Origin of the sequence: Frateuria soli (genome assembly GCF_021117385.1) — a bacterium.
Lineage (GTDB): Bacteria > Pseudomonadota > Gammaproteobacteria > Xanthomonadales > Rhodanobacteraceae > Frateuria_A > Frateuria_A soli.
This window is the reverse complement of sequence record NZ_CP088252.1, coordinates 2,247,791-2,269,758: the sequence shown is the minus strand read 5'-3', so window position 1 is coordinate 2,269,758 and position 21,968 is coordinate 2,247,791. Positions and strand designations below refer to the sequence as shown.

Annotated in this window: 24 protein-coding genes and 1 pseudogene; 15 read left to right on the top strand and 10 right to left on the bottom strand. The window is 62.3% G+C overall.

Going from position 1 to position 21,968, the window contains the following annotated elements; all coding sequences use genetic code 11:
* Positions 1 to 81: 81 nt before the first annotated feature.
* The 3 genes from LQ771_RS10435 (at position 82) to LQ771_RS10425 (ending at position 2,819) form a co-directional block, all read left to right on the top strand.
* Positions 82 to 903, top strand: coding sequence for a hypothetical protein (locus LQ771_RS10435; protein WP_231349338.1), 822 nt, complete (start codon positions 82 to 84; stop codon positions 901 to 903).
* A gap of 219 nt (positions 904 to 1,122) precedes the next feature.
* A complete protein-coding gene (locus tag LQ771_RS10430) occupies positions 1,123 to 2,439 on the top strand; it encodes a J domain-containing protein (protein WP_231349337.1) in 1,317 nt (438 codons plus the stop codon).
* A 149-nt stretch (positions 2,440 to 2,588) separates the two neighbouring features.
* Positions 2,589 to 2,819, top strand: coding sequence for a hypothetical protein (locus tag LQ771_RS10425; protein WP_231349336.1), 231 nt, complete (start codon positions 2,589 to 2,591; stop codon positions 2,817 to 2,819).
* Positions 2,820 to 3,251: 432 nt separating this feature from the next.
* Here the strand turns inward: LQ771_RS10425 and LQ771_RS10420 are convergent, their stop codons facing one another.
* Both LQ771_RS10420 and LQ771_RS16015 read right to left on the bottom strand, forming a co-directional pair.
* Positions 3,252 to 3,551, bottom strand: a complete 300-nt coding sequence (locus LQ771_RS10420) for a hypothetical protein (RefSeq protein ID WP_231351946.1) — start codon at positions 3,549 to 3,551, stop codon at positions 3,252 to 3,254.
* A gap of 218 nt (positions 3,552 to 3,769) precedes the next feature.
* A pseudogene (locus LQ771_RS16015) lies at positions 3,770 to 4,075 on the bottom strand (transposase); the annotation flags it as partial.
* Between LQ771_RS16015 and LQ771_RS16010 the strand changes: the two are divergent.
* The 4 genes from LQ771_RS16010 (at position 4,031) to LQ771_RS10395 (ending at position 7,146) form a co-directional block, all read left to right on the top strand.
* A complete protein-coding gene (locus LQ771_RS16010) occupies positions 4,031 to 4,525 on the top strand; it encodes a transposase (protein WP_338030331.1) in 495 nt (164 codons plus the stop codon). The pseudogene LQ771_RS16015 and the gene LQ771_RS16010 sit on opposite strands and share 45 nt — an antisense overlap.
* A complete protein-coding gene (locus tag LQ771_RS10405) occupies positions 4,522 to 5,385 on the top strand; it encodes an IS3 family transposase (protein ID WP_231349335.1) in 864 nt (287 codons plus the stop codon). The genes LQ771_RS16010 and LQ771_RS10405 overlap by 4 nt, the downstream gene beginning before the upstream one ends.
* 122 nt (positions 5,386 to 5,507) lie before the next feature.
* Positions 5,508 to 6,671: a GGDEF domain-containing protein gene (locus LQ771_RS10400; RefSeq protein ID WP_231349334.1), complete on the top strand. Its 1,164-nt coding sequence runs from the start codon at positions 5,508 to 5,510 to the stop codon at positions 6,669 to 6,671.
* A 4-nt stretch (positions 6,672 to 6,675) separates the two neighbouring features.
* Positions 6,676 to 7,146, top strand: a complete 471-nt coding sequence (locus tag LQ771_RS10395) for a YehS family protein (protein ID WP_231349333.1) — start codon at positions 6,676 to 6,678, stop codon at positions 7,144 to 7,146.
* 12 nt (positions 7,147 to 7,158) lie between these two features.
* Here LQ771_RS10395 and LQ771_RS10390 read toward each other — a convergent pair whose 3' ends face one another.
* Positions 7,159 to 7,881, bottom strand: a complete 723-nt coding sequence (locus LQ771_RS10390; RefSeq protein ID WP_231349332.1) for an rRNA pseudouridine synthase — start codon at positions 7,879 to 7,881, stop codon at positions 7,159 to 7,161.
* Between the two features lie 153 nt (positions 7,882 to 8,034).
* Here LQ771_RS10390 and LQ771_RS10385 point away from each other — a divergent pair, with 153 nt between their 5' ends.
* Both LQ771_RS10385 and LQ771_RS10380 read left to right on the top strand, forming a co-directional pair.
* Positions 8,035 to 8,328 carry a transposase gene (locus LQ771_RS10385; RefSeq protein WP_231349321.1) on the top strand — a complete coding sequence of 98 codons (294 nt, stop codon included), beginning with the start codon at positions 8,035 to 8,037 and terminating at the stop codon, positions 8,326 to 8,328.
* Positions 8,325 to 9,188, top strand: coding sequence for an IS3 family transposase (locus LQ771_RS10380; RefSeq protein WP_231349322.1), 864 nt, complete (start codon positions 8,325 to 8,327; stop codon positions 9,186 to 9,188). The genes LQ771_RS10385 and LQ771_RS10380 overlap by 4 nt, the downstream gene beginning before the upstream one ends.
* 211 nt (positions 9,189 to 9,399) lie before the next feature.
* Here LQ771_RS10380 and LQ771_RS10375 read toward each other — a convergent pair whose 3' ends face one another.
* On the bottom strand, positions 9,400 to 10,323 hold the full coding sequence (locus LQ771_RS10375) for a LysR family transcriptional regulator (RefSeq protein WP_231349331.1): 924 nt from the start codon (positions 10,321 to 10,323) through the stop codon (positions 9,400 to 9,402).
* 100 nt (positions 10,324 to 10,423) lie between these two features.
* Here LQ771_RS10375 and wrbA point away from each other — a divergent pair, with 100 nt between their 5' ends.
* Both wrbA and LQ771_RS10365 read left to right on the top strand, forming a co-directional pair.
* On the top strand, positions 10,424 to 11,062 hold the full coding sequence (gene wrbA / locus LQ771_RS10370; protein ID WP_231349330.1) for an NAD(P)H:quinone oxidoreductase: 639 nt from the start codon (positions 10,424 to 10,426) through the stop codon (positions 11,060 to 11,062).
* Positions 11,059 to 12,258 carry an MFS transporter gene (locus tag LQ771_RS10365; protein WP_231349329.1) on the top strand — a complete coding sequence of 400 codons (1,200 nt, stop codon included), beginning with the start codon at positions 11,059 to 11,061 and terminating at the stop codon, positions 12,256 to 12,258. The genes wrbA and LQ771_RS10365 overlap by 4 nt, the downstream gene beginning before the upstream one ends.
* 39 nt (positions 12,259 to 12,297) lie before the next feature.
* Here LQ771_RS10365 and LQ771_RS10360 read toward each other — a convergent pair whose 3' ends face one another.
* Entirely contained in the window at positions 12,298 to 12,612 is a 315-nt protein-coding gene (locus LQ771_RS10360) for a hypothetical protein (RefSeq protein WP_231349328.1), read from the bottom strand.
* Between the two features lie 247 nt (positions 12,613 to 12,859).
* Here LQ771_RS10360 and dcm point away from each other — a divergent pair, with 247 nt between their 5' ends.
* Genes dcm through LQ771_RS10345 form a run of 3 tightly spaced genes read left to right on the top strand, consistent with a single transcriptional unit; the run spans position 12,860 to position 15,842 of the window.
* Positions 12,860 to 14,104 (top strand): DNA (cytosine-5-)-methyltransferase, encoded by a 1,245-nt coding sequence (gene dcm / locus LQ771_RS10355; RefSeq protein WP_275045637.1) that lies wholly within the window; start codon positions 12,860 to 12,862, stop codon positions 14,102 to 14,104.
* Positions 14,105 to 14,109: 5 nt separating this feature from the next.
* Positions 14,110 to 14,514, top strand: coding sequence for a very short patch repair endonuclease (locus LQ771_RS10350; RefSeq protein ID WP_231349327.1), 405 nt, complete (start codon positions 14,110 to 14,112; stop codon positions 14,512 to 14,514).
* A 2-nt stretch (positions 14,515 to 14,516) separates the two neighbouring features.
* Positions 14,517 to 15,842, top strand: coding sequence for a type II restriction endonuclease (locus LQ771_RS10345; protein ID WP_231349326.1), 1,326 nt, complete (start codon positions 14,517 to 14,519; stop codon positions 15,840 to 15,842).
* 65 nt (positions 15,843 to 15,907) lie between these two features.
* On the opposite strand, the gene LQ771_RS10340 is transcribed toward LQ771_RS10345, so the two are convergent.
* The 5 genes from LQ771_RS10340 to LQ771_RS10320 form a co-directional block, all read right to left on the bottom strand.
* Positions 15,908 to 16,639 carry a hypothetical protein gene (locus LQ771_RS10340; protein ID WP_231349325.1) on the bottom strand — a complete coding sequence of 244 codons (732 nt, stop codon included), beginning with the start codon at positions 16,637 to 16,639 and terminating at the stop codon, positions 15,908 to 15,910.
* On the bottom strand, positions 16,636 to 17,397 hold the full coding sequence (locus LQ771_RS10335) for a hypothetical protein (protein ID WP_231349324.1): 762 nt from the start codon (positions 17,395 to 17,397) through the stop codon (positions 16,636 to 16,638). The genes LQ771_RS10340 and LQ771_RS10335 overlap by 4 nt, the downstream gene beginning before the upstream one ends.
* Complete coding sequence (locus tag LQ771_RS10330; protein WP_231349323.1) at positions 17,394 to 19,220, bottom strand: hypothetical protein; 1,827 nt, start codon at positions 19,218 to 19,220, stop codon at positions 17,394 to 17,396. The genes LQ771_RS10335 and LQ771_RS10330 overlap by 4 nt, the downstream gene beginning before the upstream one ends.
* A gap of 145 nt (positions 19,221 to 19,365) precedes the next feature.
* On the bottom strand, positions 19,366 to 20,229 hold the full coding sequence (locus tag LQ771_RS10325) for an IS3 family transposase (protein WP_231349322.1): 864 nt from the start codon (positions 20,227 to 20,229) through the stop codon (positions 19,366 to 19,368).
* Positions 20,226 to 20,519, bottom strand: a complete 294-nt coding sequence (locus tag LQ771_RS10320; protein ID WP_231349321.1) for a transposase — start codon at positions 20,517 to 20,519, stop codon at positions 20,226 to 20,228. The genes LQ771_RS10325 and LQ771_RS10320 overlap by 4 nt, the downstream gene beginning before the upstream one ends.
* Before the next feature lie 246 nt (positions 20,520 to 20,765).
* On the opposite strand from LQ771_RS10320, the gene LQ771_RS10315 reads away from it, so the two are divergent.
* Positions 20,766 to 21,851, top strand: a complete 1,086-nt coding sequence (locus tag LQ771_RS10315; protein ID WP_231349320.1) for a fatty acid desaturase — start codon at positions 20,766 to 20,768, stop codon at positions 21,849 to 21,851.
* The last annotated feature ends 117 nt before the right edge of the window (positions 21,852 to 21,968 follow it).

Sequence of the window (21,968 nt, the reverse complement as noted above, 5' to 3'; positions counted from 1 at the left end):
TCTTCTTTCGTTGATCTTTTCTTGGCTAGAAATACTGGCCGGGCTTAACGTAATTGTTGTTTCACAAATCAGGGTGAGTCGATGAAGTGGTCAGTGTTTGCTCTTTCGGTTGGCATTTCCTGCATGCTGATGCTTGCGGGTTGCGGGAGTAGCCCAGAGGACAAGGTATATGAAGCTTTCAAGTGCGGTAAGGTAGCTACGTTGCTGGAGCAGAATAAAAATAGCGATATCGCTATGAAAAAAGCTATCCCTTACATAAGACAGATGGAGAAGGGCGGTGGCAGCCCAGCCCGGTTAGCGATGGAAATGAGCCAAAGATTCCAGGACGATGTTCCCTTGTACAAGTTGAGCCTTGACGGCCAGATGGGATTGCTGACGGAGATTTATCAATCGCAAACGTGCCAAGCTCTATATGAGCCCATGGAAGGATTGAATGATGTCGATACAAAGACCGGCACGCAGGCGCATTCGCGCAATGGCGAGAGTACAGCGCATGAAGATCGAGCATCGGACGACAAGGTTATCGAAAGTACCATCGTAAGCGTGGCCGCCTCTGAATCTGGCGAGGAGTACACAGCTGCGCGCAAGGTGGCAATGGGTGATTTAAACGGGGATGGTACGAGCGATGCGGCCGTCCTATTTACCATTGACGTCGGCTCGCAGAATACGTCTACTCTATACCTGTCAGCGTTCTTGCGACAGAACGACGGGTCGCTGAAGCTCGCGGACACCGCTCCTGTTGGAGGTGTCGGGAGCGCGATCAACGGAGTAGCGGTCAAAGACGGGTGGGTCAAGCTAAAGACGCTGACGCTCGGTCCCAACGATCCCGACTGCTGCCCATCGGTAGAGGGGGAGGTGGAGTATTTGTTACATAACGAAAAGATTAGGCAGGTCGGAAATTAAGGATAAATGAGGGCTAATTAAGACGGCTCCTCGCGCTAGCTCGCCTCAGCCGCTCGTGGATGGCGGCGGGTGGCCTCAATGTTTCACCCATGCGCCAGAAGTTAGGGGCGCTGAGCGTAACCAGCAAGAGAGTACTGCCGCTAGCTGAGCCGAGCGCCACCAAATTAGGCTGCCTGTTTCTGGCAAAAGAGCGCCGGCAATCACGATAGGGGGAACAACGTGTCGTTTGAACAGGTTCTTAAAAATCCTGATTGGAAATGGGATTACGATGGCGTATATATCTTTCCACATATACCAATGAAAAAGCTGAGCGGCGCGATCAGCGCATACGCACCGTCCATTGATCCCCTCGAAGTGCTTGTGCTGCTAGACGACACGGTGTTCGGCGGCGCGCGCGAAGGCATGATTGTGACGCGCGACGGACTTTACGCTAAGCAAAAGTTTGAAGAGCCGCGCCACATCCATTGGCGCAACATCCGCAAAGTAGAGCCTGAAACTAACTCGCGGGTCCGCGTAAATGGAGATGTCTTCTTCAAAGCCGATATCATTCATCACTTTGCAATATTGGCCTTGGCTTCGCGCTTGAACCATTTCGTGGCAGACAGTAGTGAAAGCAGTAGCGACCGCACAGGCGCAACAGATCCGCTCGCCCGAGAGCTCCAACTGATCCACCGCAATGCTCTAAATTCTCTGGCCAGGCACATCGATCAAGAGTACGAAGCTTCGGAATTAGAGCTTCCTAGCCTTATCGACGCGCATTTTCAGCGCGTCATGCAGGAACTTCCAAAGATGGAACGCGCTGTGATGCGCGCGGCGGATCAAAGTAGCACTCCACAGAGCAGGAAAGTAGAAGTAGCCGCCTGCGCGTTGCTAAGCTTTATCATTTTCCACGCGTCTGCCTTTTCGCGCACTCCGGACGCCATCAAGGATGAGTTGGGCGAGGCATTCTTCTTCTTCGCCGGCATTCACATGCAATACCGTGACTTCTTCTTGGAAGGCGTGGACCGCTCCATCGGCGTGTTGAAGATGGATATGCAGGAGTTCTTCGAGATCGCAGCCATGCTTTTCATGGTCAAGGATGGAGAAACTGATTTTCAACTCAATATTTCTCGCGAGGAAGCGCTCGCAAAGATGATTAGCGTGGTGGGCCTATCCGCGGATGACCAACTGCGTATCGAGCGAGAGTTCGACGCAACGCTGAAGAGCTGGTGGCTCCACATCGAGCAGTTGGCTGACGCGGGCGACGAGGACGAGGACGAGGAGCACGAAGGAGATGACGGCGTAGAAGATCAATATTCCCGTCGGTCGAGCAACCACGCGCCCGGTCCACGAGGAAGCTTGATTCACCATGCGGAGGTCCTCGGCATTCGTCCGGGCGCATCACGTAACGAGATCGAGCTGGCCTACCGTGGCCGGCGCTCTCAGTACCATCCTGATCGCTACGCTGGGGAGGGTCCGGAGGCCGTGGCGTGGGCCACGGGTAAGATGAAGGAAGTCAACACGGCCTACCAGGCATTGGTGGAAGCGGTCACCTGATAGCTAACTAGGTCACCTTTCATCGCTAGGTCAGAGCAGCAGGTCTCATACTGACCATGAGCGACTGAGAAAGTCGCGAAAAAAAGGGTTCTAGAGTCTAGATTAGACTAGACCCTTGGATTGTCATATCAAGAAAGGGGGATCTTTAAATGACTAAAAAGCAGAAGTTCTGGACGGCATATTTTTCCATTGCTTTTTTGTTTGCGTTATATAGCAATATATGGGGGGAGACTCATTACAAGAGTTTTGCCTACAACCTCGGAAGAGGCGTGGTATGGCCATTGGCCATGTTTCCAGCATTTGGCCATTTCGTGGGTGCCATCCTGCTCGTCATTGGTGTTCTAGCACTGCTTGCTTTCGGCCGCTCAAGAAACTACTGATGAAGGCGAGCAGACAGCAAACGGGATCACCATTTTGCCAAAACCCGGGTCCAAAACCCGGGTCACCATTTCGCCGCCGGGGTCAATAGGCGCAAAGCTCTCCCTCCCGCATGCGCAGGGTAGGGTCATCCCGGTTGCTTGAGGCTCCGCTGTCCGCTGCGTTCGATCCGGCGCCAGGAGCGCGCCAGTCACCGTTCTGGTTAGGGCCGCGGCAGCGGCCCTTTGCTTGCCCAAACACTCGTCGGTTTCCGCGGTTTGCCGTCCAGGTGCGCGCATGCGCGGCACAGAATCGCGGGCTCGAAGGCCCACCCGTTGATGGCTCGGTCCGCGTGCGGTCCTGCTTGCAACGCGGGGTGTCGGCGGGCGCGACCATTCAGAGCACAGGCTCGAGGGCCAAACCCCAGGCGTTCCGGCCTGCGCCCGCCGACATGATCAGCCAAAGGCGCGCGCCGGGTCGAAGGACGTGCCCTCGTGGAGCATGTGGTAGCAAGCGCGGGCAAGCTTGTGCGCAACCGCCTTGATGGCGACCACGCGGTGCTTCTTCGCCCGCTTGCGCTCGTACCAGCGACGGATGGCCACGTTGTGCCGGGCGGCGAAGTTGGCTGCCTCGATGTAGGCCCAGCACAGGTAGCGGTTGCCGCATTTGCGGTTGCCATGCCCTTTGAGTGTTGCCGTAGGTAGATTCGGATGGCGGCCAGGTCGTCGTCCGATAGTGTTTCGCGCAGCAGGCACCGATAGGCCTCCCCGCGTGCATCAGGTGTCGCGCCCAGAGCTGCGTAGGCCGGGTGGTGCCTGAGAAGAAGGTCCGTGCGGTGGCCACAGTGAGCGGATGCGCTCGACCAGGCGTACGCGATCGGCCTGTCGGTCATGCGTGCGCGGACCGGGTTCAGATCAATGTAGCGGTAGCACCGCAGAACGTAGTCTTCGTTGTCGACCAGGCATGACTTGTAGCGTCCTTCCCACAAGGTGCCGGTGCGCCGGTGGCGTGCATTGAACTGTCCGACGTACCCGCGCCCGAGTTTCTGCATCAGGCGCGAGATGGCGCCCGCTTCAGGGGGCGTCAGCAAAAGATGCACGTGGTTGTCCATCAGCACGTAGGCGTGCAGCGCGCAACCGGTATCGAGCAGCGCCTCGCCCAACAGGTGCAGGTAGCGTCGGCGGTCGTTGTCATCCAGGAAGCAGGGCAGGCGGTTGTTGCCGCGCTGGACGACATGCTGAGGGATGCCGGGCAGGTCGAGTCGAGGTTGTCTGGCCATCTACTGAGCATTGGACCAGGGGCCGAGGCCGCTAGTGCTTGCGGCCGCCTCTGGCTGTGGGAGTCGGCCGCGCTCGCCCGTCAGGAAGTGAACCTGGGCCGGTCCCGCTCTCTCGGACACCACAAAGCGAGGACAATCCTCGCACGGAGGTGTTCGATGGAGAAACGGCAGCGGTTTACCGCACAGTTCAAGCGTGAGGCGGTCCAGCTGATGCGCCGGTCCGGGCGTCCAGTAGCTGAGGTGGCACGCGAGTTGGGCATCCCTCGCAATCGACTCTACAAGTGGGCCGATGAGCTGGAGTCCAAGGGCGAGCAGGCCTTCCGCGGCAGCGGCAGGCCCAAGGCGAGCAGCGACGAATTGGCGGCTTTGCAGCGCGAGGTGGCGCGGCTCAAGGAAGAGAACGAGATCCTAAAAAAAGCGGCGGCGTACTTCGCGCGGGAGCTGCGGTGAAGTACGCCTGGATCGCAGGCCAGGCGAAGGAGCACCCGGTGCGCTCGCTGTGCCGGGCGCTGCGTGTGTCGCCGAGCGGCTACTACGCGTGGCGCTCGCGCCAGCCGAGCCGCCGGGCCTGTGAGGATCAGCGGCTCCTGGAGCGCATTCGGTGCCTGCATGTGCAGACCCGCGAGGCCTATGGCACCGAGCGGGTGTGGCGCGCCCTTCGGCAGCAAGGAGAGTCCTGCGGGCGTAACCGTGTGCGGCGGCTTCGCCGTGACCACGCCATCCAGACCCGCCGTCGCCGGCGCTACGTGCAGGCTCGCGCGACCTACCAGCGTGTGCCTGCCGCGCCCAACCACCTCACCTGGCCTTTCCATAGCCCGCGTCCGAACGCGGTATGGGTGGCGGACATCACCTTCGTACCGACACATCGCGGCTGGCTGTACCTGGCCGCCGTGCTCGACCTGCACAGCCGTCGAATCGTCGGCTGGGCCATGGGCGAGCGTGCCGATCAGGCGCTCGCCAGCGAGGCGCTTGCCATGGCCCTGGGGCGCCGCAAGCCGGCCAAGGGCGCCATCCACCACAGCGACCAAGGCTCGCAATACACCAGCAGGGCCTACCAGCAACAACTGCAGCAAGCGGGACTCACCGCGAGCATGAGCCGCAAAGGCATGCCCTATGACAACGCGGCCATGGAAAGCTTCTTCAGCTCCTTGAAGCAGGAGCTCACCCACCACCAGCCCTTTGCCACGCGCGAGGAGGCGCGCACCGAGATCTTCCGCTACATCGAGGGCTTCTATAACCGCCAAAGGCTGCACAGCAGCCTTGGCTATCGCTCACCCGAGGCCTTCGAGAGACTGGCTAAAGGTGCTTAATTAGACCGTCCGAGAAAGCGGGGGTGGCTCAGCCTGACCCCTTTGAGTCGCCAGAATTGGTCACCAGCCCAGTCGTTTCCGCATCCATGCGGCACCCGCCCAGTGTGAGCCAAGGAGTTCGCATGGCCAGTACCGATCTCGCCCTGGTCGATCCGCACTCCATCACCGACCCATCGTCGGCGCTGGAAACTGTGTCTCGCCCTCTGCTGCGGGTGATCCAGCACATCCCCGGCATGGAAACCAGTTTCGTGACCGCGATTGACTGGGAAGCGCAGCGGCAGGACGTGCTATTCAGCCTTAGTACCGGGGCGTTGCAGATCGTCGAGAAAAGCCAGACTGACTGGCGTGACTCGATGTGCCGCTCCATGTTTCTCGCAGGCCAGGCGTCCAGCATGGACGTGGGTGGGGACGTGGTGGCGACGGGCGACGCGCAGGCAGCGGGCATCAAGAGCTTCGTGGCTGTGCCGATCCTGGCTGGCGATATCGCGATCGGCACGGTGTGCGGAGCCAGCCGCCGCCCGATCGAGTTGAGCGCGGGCCAGGTCGATGCATTGCAATGCATTGCCGATGCCGTGCAGCAGTTGCTGCAGATCGAGCTGGAGAAGGCCCACGCGCTGACACGGGCAGTCGGTGCCGAGCAGGAGGCGCAGGAAGCACGGGAAATGGCCAGCCGGAACGCGGCCGAAGTCGAGCGCATGGCCTACCTCGCGCATACCGACGAGCTCACCGGCCTGCCCAACCGGCGCGCGTTTGTCGCCCGTTGGGAGGACATGCTGGCGCGCTCGGGCCGCCTTCATTACGGTATCGGTGTGCTGCTGATCGACGCCGATCGTTTCAAGACAATCAACGACACGATGGGTCACCAGATGGGCAACGAGGTACTTGCCGCCGTCGGTGCATCACTTCGCCAGGCGGTGCGCGACGGGGATCTGATTGCCCGCCTGGGCGGCGACGAGTTTGCCATGGCCATCTGCAGTGCCAGTGGCGAGGAACTGATCAGTCGGGCGCAGTTGATCCGGCAAAATTTTGCGGCGATTACCGCTGGGCTGTGCGTCGATACCACACTCAGCATTGGCATCGCCCACAGCAAGAACGCTTCGCGCCACCAGTTGCTTGCTGCCGCCGACCGGGCGCTGTACCGCAGCAAGGCCGCCGGTGGCGATCGCGCGACACTCTCCGGCGGGGTGAGCGAAAAACCCGGGTCAAAGTGCAGGGGGACGTCGGGGAGGCGTCAGGCTCATCATTCGCCCCCGGTAAACTTGGGCGCCCAACCTGACCGCAAGTAGATCGATGATCAACAACGACGTCCTGCGCAGCATCCGTTACATGCTCGACCTCAGCGACAACAAGGTGGCCGAGATCATCCGCCTGGCGGACCCGGCGTTCGTGGTCGAGAAGGACGACGTGCGCGCTTTCCTGCTGAAAGAAGACGAGTCCGGTTACCGGGCCTGCAGCGACGCGGTGCTGGCGCACTTTCTCGACGGGCTGATCATCCACCGTCGCGGCAGGGACGAGAGCGTGCCGTTGCGGCCGGTGGAGAAGCGCGTCAGCAACAACGTGGTCCTGAAGAAGCTGCGGGTTGCGTTCGAGCTCAGGGACGTGGACATGCACCAGGTTTTCGTGGATGCGGGATTGCCCGTGTCCAAGCCGGAGCTGTCGGCGTTGTTCCGCCAACCCGGGCACAAGAACTACCGCCCGTGCGGCGACCAGCTGCTGCGCAATTTCCTCAAGGGGCTGACGCTGCGTGTGCGCGGCGCCTGACTCGCGCGTGCCTCAGAAGCTTCCACCGACCGGCAGGTAGCGCCACGCGCCGACGGGCATCTTGGCCAGCGCCACCTTGCCGATGCGGATGCGCCGGATCGCCACCACGTCCAGCCCGACCTGTGCGCACATGTCGCGCAATTGCCCGCCTTGCACTCCCTTGATCGCAAAGCGCAGGCGGAACTCGTTCTGCCAGCTGACCTTGCAAGGGCGCAGCGGACGGCCGCGGAACTGCAGGCCGTGGTTGAGCTTGTACAGGCCATAGGGCGCAATCTGGCCGCGGACCTCGACCACGTACTCCTGTTCGATCTCCTGGCAGTCCTCGGTCAGGCGACGCCACACGCGGCGGTCCTGGGTCAGCACCATCAAGCCGCTGGCATCGGTATCCAACGGCACCAGCGGCGTCAGGCGATGGAAGTGGCGCTCGAGCAGGCGCACGCCCGAAGGATCCTCGGGCCAGCGTGTCCCCGGCTGGACCAGTCCCGCCGCGGCCTTGCGGCCCTTGATCGCGTCATGGCCGACCGGCTTGTGCAGCAGGATCGTGGCCGGTTCGACCGCTTCCAGTTGCGCGGCGGGGTCGAGTGCGACGACTTCGGTGGACACCGGATGAGCCGGGTCTTCGACGACGCGCCCGTCGACGGTCACCCACCCGTTCTTGATGTACTGCTCGGCCTCGATGCGCGAGCACCGGGCCAGGTCGGCGACGTATTTCGCCAGTCGAACCGGATCGGACATGAATCAGCGCCGGGGAAATCAGGGCGCTCAGTGTACCGATCAGGCAGGCCAGGGCGGCTGTCGCGCGTTCGCGGAGCTAACGGGGTCAGGTTGGGCCGGTCCCGCTCTCTCGGACACCACAAAGCGAGGACAATCCTCGCACGGAGGTGTTCGATGGAGAAACGGCAGCGGTTTACCGCACAGTTCAAGCGTGAGGCGGTCCAGCTGATGCGCCGGTCCGGGCGTCCAGTAGCTGAGGTGGCACGCGAGTTGGGCATCCCTCGCAATCGACTCTACAAGTGGGCCGATGAGCTGGAGTCCAAGGGCGAGCAGGCCTTCCGCGGCAGCGGCAGGCCCAAGGCGAGCAGCGACGAATTGGCGGCTTTGCAGCGCGAGGTGGCGCGGCTCAAGGAAGAGAACGAGATCCTAAAAAAAGCGGCGGCGTACTTCGCGCGGGAGCTGCGGTGAAGTACGCCTGGATCGCAGGCCAGGCGAAGGAGTACCCGGTGCGCTCGCTGTGCCGGGCGCTGCGTGTGTCGCCGAGCGGCTACTACGCGTGGCGCTCGCGCCAGCCGAGCCGCCGGGCCTGTGAGGATCAGCGGCTCCTGGAGCGCATTCGGTGCCTGCATGTGCAGACCCGCGAGGCCTATGGCACCGAGCGGGTGTGGCGCGCCCTTCGGCAGCAAGGAGAGTCCTGCGGGCGTAACCGTGTGCGGCGGCTTCGCCGTGACCACGCCATCCAGACCCGCCGTCGCCGGCGCTACGTGCAGGCTCGCGCGACCTACCAGCGTGTGCCTGCCGCGCCCAACCACCTCACCTGGCCTTTCCATAGCCCGCGTCCGAACGCGGTATGGGTGGCGGACATCACCTTCGTACCGACACATCGCGGCTGGCTGTACCTGGCCGCCGTGCTCGACCTGCACAGCCGTCGAATCGTCGGCTGGGCCATGGGCGAGCGTGCCGATCAGGCGCTCGCCAGCGAGGCGCTTGCCATGGCCCTGGGGCGCCGCAAGCCGGCCAAGGGCGCCATCCACCACAGCGACCAAGGCTCGCAATACACCAGCAGGGCCTACCAGCAACAACTGCAGCAAGCGGGACTCACCGCGAGCATGAGCCGCAAAGGCATGCCCTATGACAACGCGGCCATGGAAAGCTTCTTCAGCTCCTTGAAGCAGGAGCTCACCCACCACCAGCCCTTTGCCACGCGCGAGGAGGCGCGCACCGAGATCTTCCGCTACATCGAGGGCTTCTATAACCGCCAAAGGCTGCACAGCAGCCTTGGCTATCGCTCACCCGAGGCCTTCGAGAGACTGGCTAAAGGTGCTTAATTAGACCGTCCGAGAAAGCGGGGGTGGCTCAACCTGACCCCGTTAGCTCAGACACCAGCAGGATCCGTCGACATGAACGGTCACGCCGGTGCCGAGCCCGTGAGGTGCACCCCAGAATTGCTGTAGCTGCGCACCGGCAAGCTTCTCGCGACGCATAAGGCGGCGATGCGCGTAGGTCATGTTTGGAGGCCGAACGTGAGCGGCCGCGCCCTCAAGCGCCGCGAACCGCTGCGTGCCGGGCCAGCAGTTCGTCGCGTAGCGCGGTCGCCGCAGGACCGCGCACCCGGTCGCGCCGGTGCACCACGTACGCCTGCTGGCGCGACTCGCCCGCTGGCCCGAGGCTGCGCGAAGGAAGCTTCACGAGCCGCCCGTCGTCGAGCGCCTGCTTCACCGTCCACAACGGCAGCCGGCCCCAGCCGAGACCGGCCTCGATGAGGGCCAGCTTGGCTTCCTGCGTGCCGACGCGAAAGGTCTGCGGCGACAGCACGTTGAAGTCCCGCCCCGTCGACATCGGCGTTGGGTCGCTCAGCACGATTTGCAGGTGTTCGGTGATGTCTTCGACGCGCATGCGTGCGCCCGGGCGAACCCGGTCGGCGAGCGCGTGGCTCGCAGCAACGACTGGCACGACGGCGACGGTGCCAAGCGGCTCCTTGGTCAGCCGCGGATCGTTCAGTTCGTCACCCACCGTCACCGACAGTGAGCAGCGCCCGTCCAGCAAGGCCACGAGCGGCCCTCCCAGGGGCGCCACCTGCACCTGCGCACGCACGCTGGGATAGCGCTGGTGGACGGCAAGTAAGGCCTGGCCGACGAGGGGCAACGGAAACAACGTATCGACGACCACGGGCAACTCAAGCTCGAGCCCCATGCCGACGCCCTGCGCGCGTGCTCGCATCGTGTCGACCTTGAGCAAGATGGCGCGTGCATCCTCCAGCAACGCGATGCCTGCCGGCGTGAGCACCGGGCGACGCCCGCTGCGGTCGAACAGCGTGATGTCGAGCTCGGCCTCCAGGCTGGCCACGGCATGGCTCACCGCCGATTGCGCACGCCGAAGCCGCGCCGCTCCGGCACGGAAGCCGCCAGCTTCGGCGATCGCAATGAAGGTGCGCAGCTGATTTAGGGTCAAGGTGTCGATCATTGATCTACTCCATCGATCGGATGGGTCGAAATTATGTGGCTTCCAACGATCGGTTTCAGGGCTCAAAGTGCGCCCGTCGAACCTGCATGGAGGAAACCACATGACCATCCGACCCCGTGTGCTGGTGCTGTACTACTCGTCGTACGGCCACGTGGAAGCCCTGGCGCGCGCGGTGCGCGAGGGCGCCGAAGAGGCTGGGGCAGAGGCACGGCTCAAGCGTGTGCCCGAGCTGGTCCCGCCGCAGGTCGCCGAGCGTGCGGGCTACAAGCTGTCGCAGCCCGCGCCTGTTGCACGCGTCGAGGAGCTGGCGGAGTACGACGCAATCCTCTTCGGCACGCCCACGCGCTTCGGCACGATGGCAGCGCAGATGAAGAACTTCATCGACCAGGCGGGCGGGCTATGGGCGCGGGATGCGCTGGTCGGCAAGGTTGGCAGCGTTTTCACCTCTACCGGCTCGCAGCACGGCGGGCAGGAGGCCACGCTGCTCACGAGTCACGTGCCGCTGCTGCACTTGGGCATGCTCATCGTCGGGCTGCCGTACAGCTTCAAGGGGCAGAACCGCATGGACGAGGTGACGGGTGGCAGCCCCTACGGAGCGTCAACCATCGCCGACGATGGGCAAGGCGGCGATAGGCAACCCAGCACGAACGAGCTGGAAGGCGCGCGCTTCCAGGGCGCGCACGTCACTCGCGTCACGCACGATTTGTTGCTCGGCCGGCTCAACCGGGAAGCGGCATGACGCGCGCGCTCCCGCCGTCGCCATGGCCCGCCACCTTGTTGCTGGTCGGGGCCGGCGTCGTCTCGGCCGTGCAGGTGGGCAAGGCGCCCGCCGCGATGCAGGCCGTGCAGTCGGCGCTGGTCATGCCGCTATCGCAAGCCGCTTGGCTGCTGTCCGCCTTCGGCGTCGTAGGGGCGGTGTTTGGTATCGCCATCGGTCTGGCGGCAGACCGGTTCGGCGCTCGCCGCGCGCTGATCGCCGGCCTGCTTCTGCAAGGAATTGCGTCGGCGGCTGGCGCCATGGCCCAAGGCCCCGCGCTGCTGATCGCAAGCCGCATCGTGGAGGGCATTGGCTTCCTCGGCGCGATCGTGGCCGCCCCCGCCCTTATTGCACACATCGCGCCGGGACGCCACGCCGCCGGCCCGTTGGCTGCCTGGAGCACCTTCATGCCGGCCGGCATGGCGCTCATCCTGTTTGCATCCCCCTGCTTGCTCTTGTACGGGTGGCGCGCGCTGTGGTGGGCGGGCAGCGCCACCGCCCTGGTCTTCGCCGGCGCCGTGGCGTGGCTTGCGCCCCGCATACCAGCTGCGCGTGAAAACGCAAGCACCGCAGCTTTGCTGCGCCAAACGCTGCTGGCGCGCGGGCCGATCTGCCTGCTGCTGTTGTTCATGCTCTATGCTGGAGCGTGGTTTGCTCTATTCGGGCTGCTGCCCGTCGTCCTGCACGACGGGCTGGCGCCCACGCCGGCTAAGGCGAACGCGCTGACTGCGCTTGCGATCGGCGCGGGCGCAGTGGGCAACCTGCTGGGCGGGGCGCTGGCTGCGCACGGGGCACGGCCCTCTTCTGCCTTGGCCTGGGCGTTCGGTGCCAGCGCAGTGCTCGCGCTGGTAGTGGCAGCAGCACCCCTCAGCCCCGCATGGCGCTTCGGCCTAGTCGTAGCCTTTGCAGTGGTCTCTGGGATCGTGCCTCCCGCGCTTTTCGCGGAGGCTCCGTCACAGGCACCGCATCCCGCCGCAGTGGGTGTGACCCTGGGAATGATGATGCAGGGCAACAACCTGGGCCTGGTTGCGGGCCCAGCCGCCGGAGCCGCCCTCACCGTAGCCGGCGGATGGCCCGCGTTGGGAGCTGGAGTCGCCGCCGCCGCCTGCACGGCCGTCGCGGTGGCGTGCTGGTTGCTGCCGAGAACCGAAAGCAACCTGAAATCGAGGTTCGCATGACCACTAATATGCCCGAAAGGGGTCGAAACAAAAGCCGGGTCAGCGTGCTCTTTCCGCGGCTTTTCGAGGGCGCCCGATCTTCGCCGGCCCGGCACTGCGGCCCAGCTGCGCCTCGATCGCGGCGCGGAAGCGCTCGTTGCCCAGCGCGTGCTGGCGCTGAAGGTGGAGGCGGATGGCTGCCAGGTCATCATCCGGGATGGCCTGCTTCACCAGTTCACGGTAGGCGGCTTGCCGTGATTCCGGATCGGTGCCAAGCGCCAGGAAGTTCGGGTGGGGCGTGACCAGGCGGTCCGGCACCCCTCTGGCGTTGGCGCCGTAGCTCGACCACCGGTAGTCGCCCGGGTCACCGGCCACGCGACCATGCCTGCGAGATCGGCCACTTCGCGGCCATCAGCCGAGCCAACGCCAGCCTGTCAGGAAAGTGCACTCTGGCACGGGTTTTGTTGACGCCCCAACGAGCCACCCGAAAAGCCCGCCGGGCCTGCACGCCGTCGCTGTGGGCGGGACGCTTCAAGCCGCAGGGCGTGTGTTAGCTCGGTCTCGAACTTTGAGATGGAAATAGGACACAATGTCCGCATTCCGTCCCGCCGAGCCCGTTGCCATGTCCGAAGCCCGCAAGCTCCTTTGCGAAGTCCGCAGGCGCTACACCCAGGAACAACTTGCCCAGTTGCTGAACACGACAGCTCGGAACATCCGGCGCTGGGAGGTGGGGGAAACCGACCCTCCGCCCTATCTGGCCGACGCCATCCGCCAGCGCCTGCTGCCGCTGACCAACCTTGGCGAGCCGGAGGATTGCGACTTCCGATTCATCGACCTGTTCGCCGGCATTGGTGGCATCCGCATGGCATTTGAAGCCCACGGCGGCGGCTGCGTATTTACCAGCGAATGGAACCCTTACGCGCAGAAGACATATCTCGCCAACTTCCCAGAATCGGCCCATACCCTGGAAGGCGACATCACCAAGGTCGACGAACGCGACATCCCCGACCATGATGTGCTGCTGGCTGGCTTCCCCTGCCAGCCCTTCAGCATCGCCGGCGTCTCAAAGAAGAACGCGCTGGGTCGCGCCCACGGCTTTGCCGACGAGACGCAGGGAACCCTGTTCTTCGACGTGGCTCGCATCATTGCGGCCAAGCGGCCTGCAGCCTTCCTGCTGGAAAACGTCAAGAACCTGGTCAGCCACGACAAGGGCAACACTTTTCGGGTCATCAAGAAGGTGCTCGAGGAAGAACTGGGCTACCACATCACCTGCCAGGTAGTGGACGGTGCGCACTTCGTGCCTCAACACCGCGAGCGCATCCTGATCGCAGGCTTCCGCGAGAAGACCGATTTCAGCTTTGGCGATCTTGTCCTGCCGGAACACAGGCCGACCATGAAGGAAATCCTGCATCCGCAGGACGGCAGTGAAAGACCGGAGGCGCACTACACCGGCGGCCCGAAGGCGAAGGTGGATGAGCGGTACACGCTTACGCCCAAACTTTGGACGTACTTGCAGGCCTACGCGGCAAAGCACCGCGCTGCGGGCAACGGCTTCGGCTTTGGGCTAGTCGGTCCGGACAGCGTGGCGCGCACGCTGTCCGCCCGCTACTACAAGGATGGCTCGGAAATCCTCGTGTCCCAAGGACCGCGGAAGCGCCCGCGCCGGCTGACGCCACGCGAGTGTGCCCGTCTGATGGGCTTTCCGGACGACTACGTCATCCCGGTGAGTGACACGCAGGCTTACAAGCAGTTCGGCAACAGCGTGGTCATGCCGGTGATGCGAGAAGTTGCCCGCGCAATGAAGCCGCGAATCATGGAACTGATTGATCCGGAACTGGCCAAGCAGAAGTCCCTGCTGGTTGCCTGAGTCCAATGGACATCGTGGATCGAGCCACTCGCAGCCGGATGATGTCCGGCATTCGTGGCAAGAACACCAGGCCAGAACTGGCAGTGCGCAGCTTCCTGCACCGGGCCGGGCTGCGTTTCCGGCTCCACGCGAAACTGCCCGGCAAGCCCGATCTGGTGTTCCCCAAGTACCGCACGGTGGTCTTCGTGCACGGCTGCTTCTGGCACCGGCACGAAGATTGCCCCTATGCCACGACACCGGCCAGCAATCCGGTATTTTGGCAGGAGAAATTCAATTCCAACGTTCGCCGCGACAAGAAGGTCAGGCAGCAATTGGAAGCACTGGGCTGGCGCGTGCTGGTAATCTGGGGTTGCCAGTTGGACGAGGCCAGCCTGAGAGGGCTCGCTCGGGAAATCCAAAAAAGGGAGTAACGATGGGACTCCACCCCGAATGGAACGAGATTTCCTCGTGGATCAAGCGCAGCCAGCAAATCTTCATCAAAAAGCTCGCACGCAATGACACCTCTTGGGCCGATAGCGCCAAGAACGGCCACCAGAACGGCTTTTTTATTCCACGCCCCATCGCCGAATCTGATTTTTTTCCGGAACTGAGGAATACCAATCCGGACAAGCCGCACATCTTTGATGTCGAATATCCAACCTTTTGGCCGGCATCAGGCGAAGTCAGGACCTCCAGGATCAAATACTTCTCGGAGCGAAATCCCGGCACGGCAAACGCCAAGCCCAGATACGAGTGGCAGCACACCGGAATGTCCAGAGAGCAATTCCGGGCGCTTTCGCCGGCATCGTTGCTCCTGGCCGGGAAATCCGAGCAAGCGGTGTCCGGAGCCAGTTACTGGTTCATGGTGGTTGATTCGGTAAGCGAAGAAGCAGAGATCATCGAGACGGCTTTCGAACTCGGTGCCGACTTCCATTACGGCCTGTTCGATCCTGCGTCGCTAGCCGCGGCGGCGTCTGCAACAGACCAACTCACTGCCGAATTGATGCAGGCAGTCAAGGACGGAACGCTCGAGCAATTCATTCGGGGCCAAGCGCTACCGTCCCCCGTGCGCCTCGCTGCACAGGCACAGGCACAGTGGCTAGGCGAGAACGGCTTGCGCGACATGAACCCGTTTTCCGTCAGCCAGCCCGGCGATGCCGTCATGCGCATCAGCCGGGATATCGAATACGCCCTTTACAAGCAGGCAGAGCTTCGCTTCCGTGCCGCTCAGGTAGCCCGAATCCTCCTTCATGGCAACGGGGATCCGGTTGCCAACCTTGTCCGAGGATTCGCCGAACTGGACTCGATCTTCCTCAGTGCGGCACAAACCAGGAAAAGTCGGGCAGGCCTATCGTTCGAGTACCACGTGGAAAGGCTTTTCAGGGATGGCCGTGTCCGCTATGAGGCGCAAGCCGTCTTCGGCGGCAGGCGTCCCGACTTCGTATTGCCTGACGTCACAGAGCTGAACGCAAGGGGCGATGCAGTCATCGTTTCCTTGAAAACCACCCTCCGCGAACGCTGGAAGCAACTGGCGTTGGAAAAGCCGCTTGGCGCCATTTTCCTAGCAACTGTTGACGACCGTGTATCCGGAGAAGCTATTGACGAAATGGGCAGGAACGCCATCTCCCTTGTGGTACCAGAGTCGCTCAAAAAGGCCAAGGAGTCGGCTTATAGTGACTGCCCTAATGTCATTACGTTCAGCCAATTCTTCGATGACGAGGTGAGGGCCAGACGCCCTTCATTAATCCTGCCAGTTTAGGGACGACGAAAAAAGACGTGGCGGCGTTCGACGAACTGAACTCAAACATGGAAATCGGTTCGCTCCTAGGCGACAACCGACTCAGGCATCCATTTGGAAAACTCTTTGGGAAGAAGGTCCAAGAGCTCTTGCACAGGGCAATCGTTCAGGTCGTAGGTAAGCTGCAACTGACGGACAACCGCAGCCAAGCGCCGGGGTGTTCCGTTCCCTTTGCCACTGGTGCCCCGTTTCGGCTTCTGCGCTTCCTCGTCGAAGTACATCTGGTAGGCGGCAGCGATGATGTTGTCGCAACCGAAGAGGTCGGGGTAAGCGCCTAGCTGCTCTCCCACCTCTGTACGGGTGCCTCCACCGCCAGCGACGAGCAAGACCTTCGCCTTCTCCCCGTGCTTACGGACAGCCAGCCAAGGGGTCCGAACCTGATGGCGGTAGTAGCGCTGGAAGTTGAACCCCTTGTCCAGCACATAGACCGCTTCTTGGAGAATTTTTCTTTCACCTGATGCGTTGGACTTGGCGATCACATCGAAGAAGAACAACGCCAGCCAGGACCACAACGCGTGGTTGCGAGAGATCTCCCTTGCCTCGCAACTTGCAAGCGCAGTGTTGAGATATACACCCAGCTCATAGGCGTTCTCGAACTGCTGGTACTCCACTCCCACATCGGGAACGAAGGGCTCCGAAAATTTGCCGTCGTCAAGAATTTCGCGGGGTGGCGGCAACGAGGGGCTGGCCTTGGCCGCACCCAAGTATTCACGAAAGCGCTGCAATCCTGCATCGTTGAGAACGCGCACTTTGCTCATGCCGGCTCTTCTCCTGTCAACGTCGCCATGGCCGTAGCAAACTTGTGTCTGGTAGCAAAACTCCTAGCCATGTCGTCTGCTATCTCATCGATCTCAGGCGCCTCCTCCTTGGAGATCGCGCGTCCCAACAGCCCTTCCAGCCACGTTTTCCAGTCCTCCAGCCAGTCAGCATCTTCCGGAACGGTGGCATCTTCTTCCCAGATGCGGCGGGCTATTTGCCGAACGACTTCTGGATAGACGAGTCCCATGAGCACCGAGTCGGATTTGAGCTTTTCCATGATGTTGGGAACTCGACTGTTGACCGCCAGTTCAAACCCTGCGTCAGGATCGAATTTCAGGTGCCAAATTTCTTCTCCGAGGTCACAACTGCGAAGCGGTAGCAGGGACTTCCGGTGTTTGCCATCGTCCTCTCCTTCCGGCCGGATGCCGTTGGCGGCGGCGAGAACGCGGCCCACATGCTGAGTCTCGTCAACCACCCGGACCCTGAAGAGAACAGGCGTACCCTCGTCGATCTCAGTAAGTGCGCAGTCGTCGGGGGCCGTCACCGCAGCGACCGTTCCGAAGTCGAAGCGCATGGAAGATGCACCGACGTACGCTTCGACATAAACACGCGCCTGCGGGTCCAGCTTTAACTCAGGCGGAACCTTGACGTCAGCGGTGAACGTTTGAGCTTGGCCGCTCTTACCTTCTTGCACGCGGATCCGAACGTCCGAGCGCAGCAACTTTTTTCGTCCCGTGTAGTTGAATCGCCGGCTCATGACACCTTCTCCGCGTCCAAGATGAGATCGCGGTTCGTATCAAAGCCCGTCACGTTGACGACAAAGCGAGGGTTCTTCACTTCAACAAGAAGAATGTTGGCGGAAGCCGCACTCACTGCTGCACCCAAACTCTCGATCACGGCTCCTTTCTTTGTAAAGTCAAAGTCAGCGGCACTGTGCCTCTTGAACGGGTTGCCTCGTAGCAAATCATATGCAGCGCGCACGCGAATGGTGATGGGCAGGTCCTCCTCCGAGATCGCTCCACCTTGTAACTTGAAGCCGTTCGGCAGATGGCTCAGACGATAGCTGCGAGGCGCGGCCTCGATGAGCGGAACCTTGGGAGGCTTGGCTTCGTTTCCCTTAGGCGCGGCTTGCTTGGATCCATCCTCTGCGGGCAGCGAAAAGACGCTGACAAGCGCATCCTTGTCTACCGTCTCGACCGCACTGACCAACGTGTTGTGGAGCCGCTTCAAAAGCTGGCGAATGTCACTGAGGCGCTCTCGGGCGCTGCGCCATTTGGCTGCGACCTTTTCCGCAGATGCCGACCAACCAGTATGCGCAGGGTTCTCAGCATCCCCTAGGAACTCAGATACAGCCGTGTCGTCTGCGATGAGCGCACCAAAGACCTTACGGCTCTTGAAGTACTTGTGCTCGGCGTTCAAGACAATTGCATGCCTGACGAACATCGAGGGGTGATCTGTCGGCGCGCGCTTGAGGAATGCATCAATGAAGGAAGGAAGCTCCGTTCCATCTTTCCGCTTCATCAGCACGGGCGCTCTAACCATCACGACATGGCCCTCGGCGAAGCGCTGGCGCAACCCTTCAATTTGTCCTGCCAGGACCCCTTCCATGTCCTTCTTGTGCCAGTCTGGCGGCAGGATGAGCGAAGGCACAAAGCCCGGATCCCGGGTGGCCTTCATTTCCTGAATGAAAGAAGCCAGATGGCCACCAGAGAAGTTCTCGGCGTCGAGCTTCTCCGCCAGCTTGGCGAAAGTGGCCTCATTGATGAGGACATCGCCAACTTGCACTTCCAGCCTGCCAAAAAGGATCGGAAAAAAGTAGTTTCGTAGAACACCCTGCGAGATACGTTCAATCGTGATGTTCTCTCTCAAGGCAGGCACGACAATTGAAAGGCCCGGTTCGGTTGTCCTCTGCAACCCGAAGAGCTTTTTGAAGGTGGCGATCTCCCGCGGGGAGCGCTCCGGCAACTGGAAACGCTTGGCGCCTTCCACGGCATAGAACGCGTGCGAGTCCAGTCTTGTCCCGTCCGGTAACGTGTGATGGGTAAGCACAGCCTGGCCCATCAACAATGCTTCGCCGTCATCATGGCGAACGGTCAACCCCAAGAACACCCGAGCCCGCGAAGAGCTCGAGAACACCAGCTTTCCCAACCCCCATCTACCCAGCGACTGGCCACCCTTGTGCGATCGGCCCATGCGCCGCCAGAAGTCGCAAAAGGGCTTTTGGTCCCAAGCGTCCCAGCACCCGGTAAGGCCAGTGGTGCCAAAATCTTCAACCGTGAGAACAAACTGCTCTGCCGACTCATCGAGGGGGGCCAACCCTGTCGCCGCAAGATGAGGGTTGAGCTCCTCTGCCTTGATCAAACTGAGGACTTCTTCCAGTTCCTCTCCACCAAACTTCTTGATGTTGAAGCAGACCCGAACGGACTTTGATTGCGAACGGTCGTTCGCATCGAGCGAATTCTGGATGGACTCTCGAACGAGGGCATCAACGAGCTCAACATCGTCGTTGTCGAACTGATCCCGCTGGGTGGGCGGGCGCTCCATTTCGTTGTCCGGCAACTGACGGAAAAGTAGTTCCATTGGGCAGTCCCCCTGACCGCATCTTCCATCTTTGAATCGTGCATCACCCGGGTGGCTCGAAGCAACATATGCCGGCAAGTAGAGAGACGCAGGTGAGGGCGAACGGGGTCAGATTGAGCCACCCCCGCTTTCTCGGACGGTCTAATTAAGCACCTTTAGCCAGTCTCTCGAAGGCCTCGGGTGAGCGATAGCCAAGGCTGCTGTGCAGCCTTTGGCGGTTATAGAAGCCCTCGATGTAGCGGAAGATCTCGGTGCGCGCCTCCTCACGCGTGGCAAAGGGCTGGTGGTGGGTGAGCTCCTGCTTCAAGGAGCTGAAGAAGCTTTCCATGGCCGCGTTGTCATAGGGCATGCCTTTGCGGCTCATGCTCGCGGTGAGTCCCGCTTGCTGCAGTTGTTGCTGGTAGGCCCTGCTGGTGTATTGCGAGCCTTGGTCGCTGTGGTGGATGGCGCCCTTGGCCGGCTTGCGGCGCCCCAGGGCCATGGCAAGCGCCTCGCTGGCGAGCGCCTGATCGGCACGCTCGCCCATGGCCCAGCCGACGATTCGACGGCTGTGCAGGTCGAGCACGGCGGCCAGGTACAGCCAGCCGCGATGTGTCGGTACGAAGGTGATGTCCGCCACCCATACCGCGTTCGGACGCGGGCTATGGAAAGGCCAGGTGAGGTGGTTGGGCGCGGCAGGCACACGCTGGTAGGTCGCGCGAGCCTGCACGTAGCGCCGGCGACGGCGGGTCTGGATGGCGTGGTCACGGCGAAGCCGCCGCACACGGTTACGCCCGCAGGACTCTCCTTGCTGCCGAAGGGCGCGCCACACCCGCTCGGTGCCATAGGCCTCGCGGGTCTGCACATGCAGGCACCGAATGCGCTCCAGGAGCCGCTGATCCTCACAGGCCCGGCGGCTCGGCTGGCGCGAGCGCCACGCGTAGTAGCCGCTCGGCGACACACGCAGCGCCCGGCACAGCGAGCGCACCGGGTACTCCTTCGCCTGGCCTGCGATCCAGGCGTACTTCACCGCAGCTCCCGCGCGAAGTACGCCGCCGCTTTTTTTAGGATCTCGTTCTCTTCCTTGAGCCGCGCCACCTCGCGCTGCAAAGCCGCCAATTCGTCGCTGCTCGCCTTGGGCCTGCCGCTGCCGCGGAAGGCCTGCTCGCCCTTGGACTCCAGCTCATCGGCCCACTTGTAGAGTCGATTGCGAGGGATGCCCAACTCGCGTGCCACCTCAGCTACTGGACGCCCGGACCGGCGCATCAGCTGGACCGCCTCACGCTTGAACTGTGCGGTAAACCGCTGCCGTTTCTCCATCGAACACCTCCGTGCGAGGATTGTCCTCGCTTTGTGGTGTCCGAGAGAGCGGGACCGGCCCAGGTTCACTTACCGCGCTTCCCTGACAGCGCGTTTCGTTGGCCTATCCGACAGCCTGCGGCGATCTTGCGCGATAGCACGTTCTCGCACCGTTTGCTTGATCCCGATCAAGCCCCTCCGCGCGGGCTGCCCTTGAATGCACCTGCCGGGTGCTAGGGTGGCCGGAACGGCCGCGAATGGTGCGACATGACAGCAAGGCAGGCAGCAGCGACACCCGGGGCGGATGGCACCGACAAGGCAACCTGGCAGCGGATCGTCGCGAAATACCAGCAGCCATCCACGCCGCGGGCGCTGTGGCAGGTGGTGAATACGTTCGTACCCTACGCAGCGCTGTGGGTGCTGATCTACTTCACCCTCGGCGTGTCCTGGTGGGCAACGGTTCCGCTCGCCGCGCTGGCGGGTGCGTTTCTCGTGCGCATCTTCATCATCTTTCATGATTGCGGGCACGGATCGTTCTTCAGGTCGAAGCGCGCGAACGACGTGCTCGGCTTCGTTTCCGGCGTCCTGACATTCACGCCCTACTACCAGTGGCGCTGGGAACACGCCATCCATCACGGCACCACCGGCCATCTGGACAAGCGCGGCACGGGTGACGTCTGGACCATGACGGTCGAGGAATACCTGGACGCACCCCGGTGGAAGCGCGCGGCCTACCGGGTGGTCCGCAATCCCTTCTTTCTCCTGCTCGTCGCGCCAGTGTTCCTGTTTGTCGTCATGCAGCGCGTGCCCACCACGAAGGGGCGCCGCGAGCGGCGCTCGGTGTGGTGGATGAATCTTGCCGTCGCGTGCTATGCGGTTGCGATGAGCTGGATTTTGGGCGTGAAAGACTTTCTGCTGGTCCAGTTGATCGTGACCATGACGGCGGGCGCTGGGGGTGTCTGGATGTTCTACGTGCAACACCAGTTCGAGGATGCGTATTGGGAACGCGGCGACGACTGGGACTACACCGCGGCCGCGTTGCAGGGAAGCTCGTTCTACAAGCTGCCCGCGATCTTGCAGTGGTTCTCCGGCAGCATCGGCTTCCACCACATCCATCATCTGAGCCCGCGGATCCCGAACTACAACCTGCAGCGTTGCCACGATTCGGATCCGATCTTCCGGCAGATCAAGCCGGTCACCTTCGGCGCCAGCCTGAAGTCGCTCGCACTGCGTCTGTGGGACGAGGAAGCCGGGAAGCTGACCGGGTATCGCCGGCTGCGCCAGCGCAGAAAAGAGCGGCGTGAGGAAACCGGCCCTAAAGGGGACGCCAAAAAAGGGGATGGAGGGAATTGAGCCTCGTCCAGCGAGCGGTCTGAGCGCGGCGGCGACTGCGGTCCCGTACCGGACCGGGCGGCCCAGGCAGAAACCGGGACGGAGGAAGTCAGACCCTCCGGCGCGACGTCCGCAGGC

Bases quoted from the DNA above. Each gene is read 5' to 3' on its own strand.
- LQ771_RS10435 (WP_231349338.1), top strand. From the start codon at position 82: ATGAAGTGGTCAGTGTTTGCTCTTTCGGTTGGCATTTCCTGCATGCTG.
- LQ771_RS10425 (WP_231349336.1), top strand. From the start codon at position 2,589: ATGACTAAAAAGCAGAAGTTCTGGACGGCATATTTTTCCATTGCTTTT.
- LQ771_RS16010 (WP_338030331.1), top strand. From the start codon at position 4,031: ATGCTGAGGGATGCCGGGCAGGTCGAGTCGAGGTTGTCTGGCCATCTA.
- LQ771_RS10400 (WP_231349334.1), top strand. From the start codon at position 5,508: ATGGCCAGTACCGATCTCGCCCTGGTCGATCCGCACTCCATCACCGAC.
- LQ771_RS10395 (WP_231349333.1), top strand. From the start codon at position 6,676: ATGATCAACAACGACGTCCTGCGCAGCATCCGTTACATGCTCGACCTC.
- LQ771_RS10390 (WP_231349332.1), bottom strand. From the start codon at position 7,881: ATGTCCGATCCGGTTCGACTGGCGAAATACGTCGCCGACCTGGCCCGG.
- LQ771_RS10385 (WP_231349321.1), top strand. From the start codon at position 8,035: ATGGAGAAACGGCAGCGGTTTACCGCACAGTTCAAGCGTGAGGCGGTC.
- LQ771_RS10375 (WP_231349331.1), bottom strand. From the start codon at position 10,323: ATGATCGACACCTTGACCCTAAATCAGCTGCGCACCTTCATTGCGATC.
- wrbA (WP_231349330.1), top strand. From the start codon at position 10,424: ATGACCATCCGACCCCGTGTGCTGGTGCTGTACTACTCGTCGTACGGC.
- LQ771_RS10365 (WP_231349329.1), top strand. From the start codon at position 11,059: ATGACGCGCGCGCTCCCGCCGTCGCCATGGCCCGCCACCTTGTTGCTG.
- dcm (WP_275045637.1), top strand. From the start codon at position 12,860: ATGTCCGAAGCCCGCAAGCTCCTTTGCGAAGTCCGCAGGCGCTACACC.
- LQ771_RS10350 (WP_231349327.1), top strand. From the start codon at position 14,110: ATGGACATCGTGGATCGAGCCACTCGCAGCCGGATGATGTCCGGCATT.
- LQ771_RS10345 (WP_231349326.1), top strand. From the start codon at position 14,517: ATGGGACTCCACCCCGAATGGAACGAGATTTCCTCGTGGATCAAGCGC.
- LQ771_RS10340 (WP_231349325.1), bottom strand. From the start codon at position 16,639: ATGAGCAAAGTGCGCGTTCTCAACGATGCAGGATTGCAGCGCTTTCGT.
- LQ771_RS10335 (WP_231349324.1), bottom strand. From the start codon at position 17,397: ATGAGCCGGCGATTCAACTACACGGGACGAAAAAAGTTGCTGCGCTCG.
- LQ771_RS10330 (WP_231349323.1), bottom strand. From the start codon at position 19,220: ATGGAACTACTTTTCCGTCAGTTGCCGGACAACGAAATGGAGCGCCCG.
- LQ771_RS10320 (WP_231349321.1), bottom strand. From the start codon at position 20,519: ATGGAGAAACGGCAGCGGTTTACCGCACAGTTCAAGCGTGAGGCGGTC.
- LQ771_RS10315 (WP_231349320.1), top strand. From the start codon at position 20,766: ATGACAGCAAGGCAGGCAGCAGCGACACCCGGGGCGGATGGCACCGAC.